Here is a 6,562-nt window from a genome sequence, read left to right on the forward strand (position 1 = left end):
TAGCCAGGGGGTGGGCGTGGATCAACGGACGAACTCGGCGCCGACGAGCGACAGCCAGGGGATGAAACTGATGACGAAGAGGGTGATCACCTGCAGCACGATGAAGGGCACGAGGCCGGCGCAGATGGTGGAGATCTTCACGTTGAACAGTGCGTGAGACGTGAAGATGTTCAGGCCGAAGGGCGGGGTGAACATGCCGATGCTGAGGTTCACCGCCATGATCACGCCGAAGTGGATCAGGTCCACCCCGAGGTGGCTGGCCAGCGGCACCAGCATCGGCGTGAGCAGCACGATGGCCGACACCGGGTCGATCAGGCAGCCGACGATGAGCAGGAAGATGTTGATCGCGATCAGCACCATCCACGGGCTTTCGGCCAGACCGCCGACGGACTGCACCAGCGCCTGCGGAATGCCGCTGGTGGTCAGCACCCAGGAGAACACGCCGGAAGCGGCCACCACCAGCAGGATCTGCGCGGTCAGCCGGGCCGAGCTGATCACCACTTCCCAGATCTCGAACCAGCTGATCTCGCGGTAGAGGAAGCGGGCGACGAGGATGCCGTACACACCGGCGATGCCGGCCGACTCGGTGGGCGAGAACACGCCGGAATAGATGCCGCCCAGGATCACCAGCGGCGTACCCAGCGCCGGCAGTGCGCCCAGGATCAGCGCCACGGTTTCCACCGCGGTGCGCTTGGCCTCGGGCACCGGTTTCACCTTGCGGGCGTACCACAGGATGTAGAGCAGGGTGGCGAAACCCAGCAGCAGCGCCGGGATGACGCCGGCGGCGAACAGCTCGGTGACCGACTGCTCGGCCGAGGCGGCATACAGGATCATCAGGATGCTGGGCGGCATCACGCTGGCGATGCCGCCGGCCGAGGTCAGCAGGCCGAGGGAGAACTTCTCGCTGTAGCCGCCCTCGCGCAGGCTGGGATACATCAGCTTGCCCATGGCGGCGACGGTCGCCGGGCTGGAGCCGGACACTGCGCCGAAGAACTCGCTGGCGGCGATGGTGGTGATCGGCCGCGCCGCCTTGAAGCCGCCGCACAGCGACAGGATGCAGGCGACGATGCGGCGCGACACGCCGCCGCGCGCCATGATCTCGCCGGCGAAGATGAAGAAGGGCACCGACAGCAGCGCGAACTTGTCCAGCCCGCCGAACATGATCTGCGGGATCAGCGTGGGCGGCACGCTCATGAAGCCGAGGATGGCGGCGCCGGCGCTCACCAGTAGCACCAGATAGATTGGCAGGCCGGCGATCAGCAGCACTGGCGGCAGGATGGAGAGAACGAGAGGGATGCTCACTTCGCGCCCTCCGTGGCCAGGATGGCGTCATCCACTTCGGCCGGCTCGGCGCCCGGCAGCGGGCGGCGGGTGTCGGCCATCTGCAGCAGGCGCACCAGGCTGCCGGCGAGTGCCAGCGCGAAGCAGGCGAGGATGGAGCCGTTGGCGACTTCCTTCGGAAGCTCCGCCACGGTGGTGAGCTGCTGCAGGCGGGCCACCAGCGCCACGACCACATAGGCGTAGTAGGCCACGAAGCCGGTCGCGGCCACGCCGAACGCGGTCACCGCCAGCAGCAGGGCCCGCTGCAGCGAGGCCGGCAGGAAGGGGCGCAGGATGTCGGTGACCAGGTGTTCGCCGTTGGCGGTGAGGCGGTAGGACATCAGGCAGACCGACCAGATCACCAGCAGGGTGGTGACCTCCTCGGCCCAGAACAGCGGCGCATGGAACACATAACGGCCGACCACGTTGACGAAGTTGATCGCGATGGCAGCCGCGAACAGCAGGCCGGCGGCCACGTTCAACGTGGTGATCAGCCCGCGGGAGAGTTTTTCCATTGGACTTCCTCTTGGGTGAGTGGAACGACGGCCGTCGCAGCGGCCGCTTCGTGAGGAGGTGAGAGAAGGCTGCGGCGGTGTTCAGCCCCTGGCCGGGCGGACGTAGTTCACCGGCTGCTGCGGCGCTTCGTTCACCGTCAGCTGGAACACGTCCGGCCGGGCGTAATGGCCGGCCACGTCGAAGTCGAGCTTGCCGCGGGTGATTTCACCCATGTCCAGCGTTGCGGTGAGGATGCCCTCCTCGTCGAACAGCGGCCCGGCCAGTACCCGGCCGAGCGGGTCGACGATGGCGCTGCCGCCGCGCATCAGCAGGCTCTCGGGCGTGCCGTCGATCTGGCAGACGTAGTCCTCCGGGAAATCGCCACGGCGCAGCACCTGGCAGCTGGTGAGGACGAAGCAGCGGCCCTCCAGCGCGATGTGGCGCATCGTCGGCAGCCAGGACTCGCGGTCGTCGGCGGTGGGCGCGCAGTACAGGTTGATCTTCTTGCCGTACATCGCCATGCGCAGCATGGGCATGTAGTTCTCCCAGCAGATCACCGCCCCCAGGTTGCCGATGGCGGTTTCGTATACCGGCAGCGTGGAGCCGTCGCCGAAGCCCCACACCAGGCGCTCGGCGGCAGTCGGCATCAGCTTGCGGTGCTTGCCCAGCAGGCTGCCGTCCGGGCCGAAGAACAGCACCGTGCAGTAGAGGGTGCCGAAGTCGCGCTCGATGACGCCCATCACCAGATGCAGCCCGGCCTGTGCGGCGGCCTTGCCCAAGCGCTCGGTCACCGGCCCCGGCACCTGCACCGAACTGTCGAAGTAGCGGCGGAATTCCTCGCGCCCCTCCGGGGTGCGCACGCCGATGCTGACGCCGTAGTCCTGACCCTTGGGGTAGGCCGAGAGGTAGGCCTCGGGAAAAACGACCAGCTCGCAGGCCTGTCGGCCGGCTTCGGCGATCAGGCGCTCGGCCTTGGCCAGGCTGGCCTCCAGGTCGAAGGGAATGGCGCCGGCCTGGACGACTGCGGCTTTGATCTGCATTGCGGTTCTCCTGTTGTGGGCGGGTCGCCAGCGGATGGGCGAACTGTCGGTTAGTTTCGACACGGTTTAAGTATTGTTTTGTCGATTTTTTTCGTCAACCTATTTCTTTCGCTGCTGAGGCGTTTACCCCTTGATTTGGCGGACGAATGCGCACTAATAGGGTGCGTTACGCATCCTTTTGGGGCTTTTTGAGCTGGTGTTATGTGTTTTTTGTCGATATAAATAGACAAGCGATTGGAGCGGCCAGGATCTCTCTGTCGACAGCAATCAACAACTAGCGTAAGGTTCCGCCGCCTCACCTCTCGCATGGCATGGAACGGCGGAGTCACCACGGGATGGACATGGAAAGCAAACTGGCCCAGATCGGCATCAGCGGCACGCTGTTCAAGCTCTACGCGGCAGCGATCGAGCTGGGGGAGGCGCCCATCTCCGACGTCGCGGCGCGGGCCGGGCTGGTGCGCACCACCGCTTACGACGCGCTGTCGCGGCTGGAGCAGGAAGGGCTGGTGGTGCTGGAGAACCGCGGCAGCAAGCGCTATGTGGTGGCGGAAGACCCCACCGTGTTGCTGGAGCGGCTGGAGGCGCGCCGGCAGATGCTGGGCGAGCTGATGCCGCAACTGCGCTCGCTATACAACCGCGTCAAGGGCAAGCCCGGCATCCGTTTCTACGAGGGGGCGGAGGGCATACGCACCGCCCTGTGGGACACCCTGACGGTTACCGGCGAGCCCAAGGTGCTGCGCGGCATCCTCTCCATGGGCGAGCTGAGCGAGACGCCAGGCCTGGAAGAAATGGAACGCTTCATCGCCGCCCGGGCCTCCAAGGGCATCTGGCTCAAGGTGATCCGCTCCAGGCGCAAGGACGTGGAGCCCATCTGGCCCTCCAGCCTCGGCGACCTGCGCGACCTGCGCTATGCGCCGGATGACATGGTGCTGTCGATGACCACCTTCATCTACGACAACCGCGTCAGCCTGATCTCTTCGCGGCGGGAGAACTACGGGCTGATCATCGAGAGCGAGGAATTCGCCGCCATGCAGCGGCAGCTTTTCGATGCCCTGTGGAGCGTGGCGACGCCGACGCCGGACAGCGAATAGCGGGCGGCCCGCGCAAGGCGGAGAGGCTGCGCCTGGCCTCAGCCGCGCTGCCCCGGCCGGAATCCCGGCGGAAATCGGCGGAATGTCCCAGGCATCCAGGGCCGCAGCTGCCCGGCATCGCGCCAACACCTCCCGCACGCCGCTTGCGGCGCTGCCACATTCCGTCATCCCCCGACGCTAGAATTCGATCTTCATTTTTCGTTGAGAGCATCGAATGGAAACCTCGCCGTGCCTGGGGATAGATCTGGGGACCACCAACAGCCTGGCCGCGGTGTTCAGGGACGGACAGACGGAGCTCATTCCCAATGCCTTCGGCCATGTGCTGACGCCCTCGGCGGTCAGCCTGGCGGATGACGGCAGCGTGCTGGTCGGCCTGCCGGCGCGGGAGCGGCTGGCGACGCATCCCGGCAGCACGGCCACCGCCTTCAAGCGCTGGATGGGCACCGACCACCGCCTGCGCCTGGGCAAGCGGGAGTTCCGCCCGGAAGAGCTGTCCGCGCTGGTGCTGAAGTCACTCAAGCAGGATGCAGAGGCGGCGTTGGGCGTGGCGGTATCGCAGGCGGTGATCACCGTGCCGGCCTACTTCAACGAGGCCCAGCGCCGCGCCACCAAGGCCGCGGCCGAGATCGCCGGGCTGCAGGTGGAAAGGCTGCTCAACGAGCCCACCGCCGCCGGCCTCGCCTATGGCCTGCAGGAGCGCAGCGACCACAGCACCTTCCTGGTGTTCGACCTCGGCGGCGGCACCTTCGACGTTTCGGTGCTGGAGTATTTCGATGGTGTGGTCGAGGTACGCGCCAGCGCCGGCGACACCCGCCTGGGCGGCGAAGACTTCGTCCGAGTGCTGGAAGCCTTCTTCCTCGCCAGCTGCGCCAGCCTGGACAGCAAGCAGCGCGAACAGCTGGAAGGCTCGCCGGCCTTGTGGCGGATGGCGGAGCAGGCCAAGCGCGAGCTGTCGGAGGCGCCGGCGGCCAGCATGCAGCTGGTTCTCGATGGCCGCAGCCACGCCTGCGAAGTCAGCCGCGAGCAGTTCGAGGCCGCCAGCGCCGAGCTGATCGCCCGCCTGCGCCGGCCGATAGAGCGCGCCCTGGGGGATGCCAGGCTGGACCCGGGCGAACTGGCCGAGATCGTGCTGGTCGGCGGTGCCACCCGCATGCCGCTGGTGCGCCAGACCGCCACCCGGCTGTTCCAGCGCCTGCCACTGCGCACCATCAACCCGGACGAGACGGTGGCGCGCGGCGCCGCCATCCAGGCCGCGTTGCTGGCCCGCCACGAAGCGCTGGAAGAAGTGGTACTCACCGACGTCATGCCCTATTCGCTGGGCATCGTCAGCAGCGAGGAGGTGAACGGCCGCCGCTACGGCGACCGCTTCTCGCCCATCATCGAACGCAACATGCCGGTTCCGGTGTCGCGGGTCTCCAACTACAGCACGGTGGCCGACGGCCAGACCCGCATCCTGATCGATGTGCGCCAAGGCGAGTCGCCGGTCGGCAGCGAGAACCTCAAGCTCGGCGAGCTGGAGATCGAGGTGCCGCCGCTGCCCGCCGGCCACGCCACGGTGGACGTGCGCTTCTCCTACGACGCCAACGGTCTGCTGGCGGTGGATGCGCATGAGCTGGCCGGTGGCGGCAAGGCCTCCACGCTGATCCGCCAGCACGACGGCCGCCTCAGCGAAGAAGAGATCGCCGCCGCGCTGGCCCGGCTGGAAGCGCTGAAGGTGCATCCGCGCGAGCAGCAGGAGAACGTCTATCTCATCGCCCGCGCCAAGCGCCTGTACGAGGACAGGCTGGGCAACGACAGGCCGCTGATCCAGCAATGGCTGGCGGCCTTCGAGATCGCGCTGGACTCCCAGGACGAGCGCGAGGTGGCCCGTGCCCGCGAAGGTTTCCGCCGCGCGCTGGACAGCATAGACGGCAGCTTCGTGCTCTGAGGGCAGCGACATGCGCAATTGCTGGAGCGAGCTGGGACTGGACCAGGCCACCGCCGACAACGTTGTCATCAAGCGCGCCTACGCCCGCCTGCTGAAGCAGGCCAGGCCGGACGACGACCCCGAGGGCTACCAGCGCCTGCGCGAGGCCTACGACGCCGCGCTGGAGCAGGCCCGCTGGATGCGCCATCACCAGGCCCTGCTGGCGGCGGAAGCCGCTGAGGAAGCGCAGCCGGTGGTGCACGCAACCCAGGCGCAGGATAGTGCCCCTGCCGAAGACGGCGAGCCGGCCCGGCGGGCGGAGAGCGAATACGCCGCGGCCGACGTCTCCGCGGAAGCCGGGCCGCATGCCTCGTCCGGGTTGCCGGAGGAGCTTCATTTCGAGGTGCTGAACCCGCAGGCAGAGGCACCGGAGGCAGCCCGGCCCTCGGCGGAAACCGGGGCCGAGGCCGAAGAAACCCTGCCCGGCTGGTTTCCGCCCGAGCAGCTGGTGGAGTCGCTGCTGACGCACTGGCGCACGGAAGGCGACCAGGTGCTGCCCAGCGCCTGGCCGGCGCTGGTCGGCTACCTGGACGAACTGCCCTATGCGCTGCGCGGCGAAGCCTCGGTGCGCTTCGCCGACCTGGTGCTGGAACACGCCGACCTGCCGCAGGACTTCGCCCGTGCGCTGGCGACTTACTTCGGCTGGCTGA

General features: G+C 67.6%; 5 protein-coding genes and 1 pseudogene. 3 read left to right on the forward strand and 3 right to left on the reverse strand.

Translation table 11 applies throughout. The features are described 5' to 3' along the window. Positions 1-21: 21 nt before the first annotated feature. From GRF61_RS14850 to GRF61_RS14860, 3 genes are all read right to left on the reverse strand, one after another. Positions 22-1,302 carry a TRAP transporter large permease gene (locus GRF61_RS14850; RefSeq protein WP_169151417.1) on the reverse strand — a complete coding sequence of 427 codons (1,281 nt, stop codon included), beginning with the start codon at positions 1,300-1,302 and terminating at the stop codon, positions 22-24. Next, positions 1,299-1,835: a TRAP transporter small permease subunit gene (locus GRF61_RS14855; protein ID WP_169151418.1), complete on the reverse strand. Its 537-nt coding sequence runs from the start codon at positions 1,833-1,835 to the stop codon at positions 1,299-1,301. Before GRF61_RS14855 ends, GRF61_RS14850 begins: the two co-directional genes overlap by 4 nt. 81 nt (positions 1,836-1,916) lie before the next feature. Continuing rightward, a complete protein-coding gene (locus GRF61_RS14860) occupies positions 1,917-2,855 on the reverse strand; it encodes a carbon-nitrogen hydrolase family protein (protein ID WP_169151419.1) in 939 nt (312 codons plus the stop codon). Positions 2,856-3,196: 341 nt separating this feature from the next. Between GRF61_RS14860 and GRF61_RS14865 the strand changes: the two genes are divergently transcribed. From GRF61_RS14865 to GRF61_RS14875, 3 genes and pseudogenes are all read left to right on the forward strand, one after another. Continuing rightward, positions 3,197-3,946, forward strand: coding sequence for a helix-turn-helix domain-containing protein (locus tag GRF61_RS14865; protein WP_211165985.1), 750 nt, complete (start codon positions 3,197-3,199; stop codon positions 3,944-3,946). Positions 3,947-4,160: 214 nt separating this feature from the next. Continuing rightward, a complete protein-coding gene (locus tag GRF61_RS14870) occupies positions 4,161-5,873 on the forward strand; it encodes a molecular chaperone HscC (protein WP_169151420.1) in 1,713 nt (570 codons plus the stop codon). A 10-nt stretch (positions 5,874-5,883) separates the two neighbouring features. Next, positions 5,884-6,562: pseudogene (locus GRF61_RS14875) on the forward strand (hypothetical protein); the annotation flags it as partial.

Source organism: Azoarcus sp. TTM-91, from assembly GCF_012911025.1.
In the GTDB taxonomy this organism is placed as follows: domain Bacteria; phylum Pseudomonadota; class Gammaproteobacteria; order Burkholderiales; family Rhodocyclaceae; genus Azoarcus.

Coding starts and splice junctions, on each gene's coding strand:
- GRF61_RS14865 (WP_211165985.1), top strand. CDS start 3,197: ATGGAAAGCAAACTGGCCCAGATCGGCATCAGCGGCACGCTGTTCAAG.
- GRF61_RS14860 (WP_169151419.1), bottom strand. CDS start 2,855: ATGCAGATCAAAGCCGCAGTCGTCCAGGCCGGCGCCATTCCCTTCGAC.
- GRF61_RS14855 (WP_169151418.1), bottom strand. CDS start 1,835: ATGGAAAAACTCTCCCGCGGGCTGATCACCACGTTGAACGTGGCCGCC.
- GRF61_RS14870 (WP_169151420.1), top strand. CDS start 4,161: ATGGAAACCTCGCCGTGCCTGGGGATAGATCTGGGGACCACCAACAGC.